The following is a 307-nucleotide window of genomic DNA, read 5'->3' as shown; positions in this document are numbered from 1 at the left end:
CACTGCTGTCCCATAGTTTGCTTTAAATAAAAAAACCTGAGTCCTAACAGTTAAAATATGAGTGCAAACAAACACTTTAATGACCAGGATTCAGGTTTTGTCACATCAGAATACCGTATTTCATGAGCTAATTAAACCTGTTGTGCGACAGGATTTTGAACAACTTGCTAAAGTACACCATGTTGGACAGAAATTTAGAGCGACTTCCCGGTGGGATCAGTTTATTGCCATATTGATGTCTCAATTCTCTTGTAGGCAAAGTCTGAGAGATATTCAATCCAATTTGGAGTGCCAACAGGAAAAGCTA

1 protein-coding gene is annotated in these 307 nt (G+C 38.1%); it reads left to right on the top strand.

The window, feature by feature from the left end; genetic code table 11:
- Positions 1–97: 97 nt before the first annotated feature.
- Positions 98–307, top strand: a 210-nt coding sequence (locus ACPEPR_RS13845; protein WP_423562570.1) for a DUF4372 domain-containing protein, incomplete at its 3' end; no start/stop codon positions are given.

The sequence above is a fragment of the Acinetobacter sp. AND/436 genome (assembly GCF_049546925.1).
Taxonomy (GTDB): domain Bacteria; phylum Pseudomonadota; class Gammaproteobacteria; order Pseudomonadales; family Moraxellaceae; genus Acinetobacter; species Acinetobacter indicus.
Note: the sequence above shows the minus strand (reverse complement) of the source record. Positions and strands in the feature narration are given on the sequence as shown.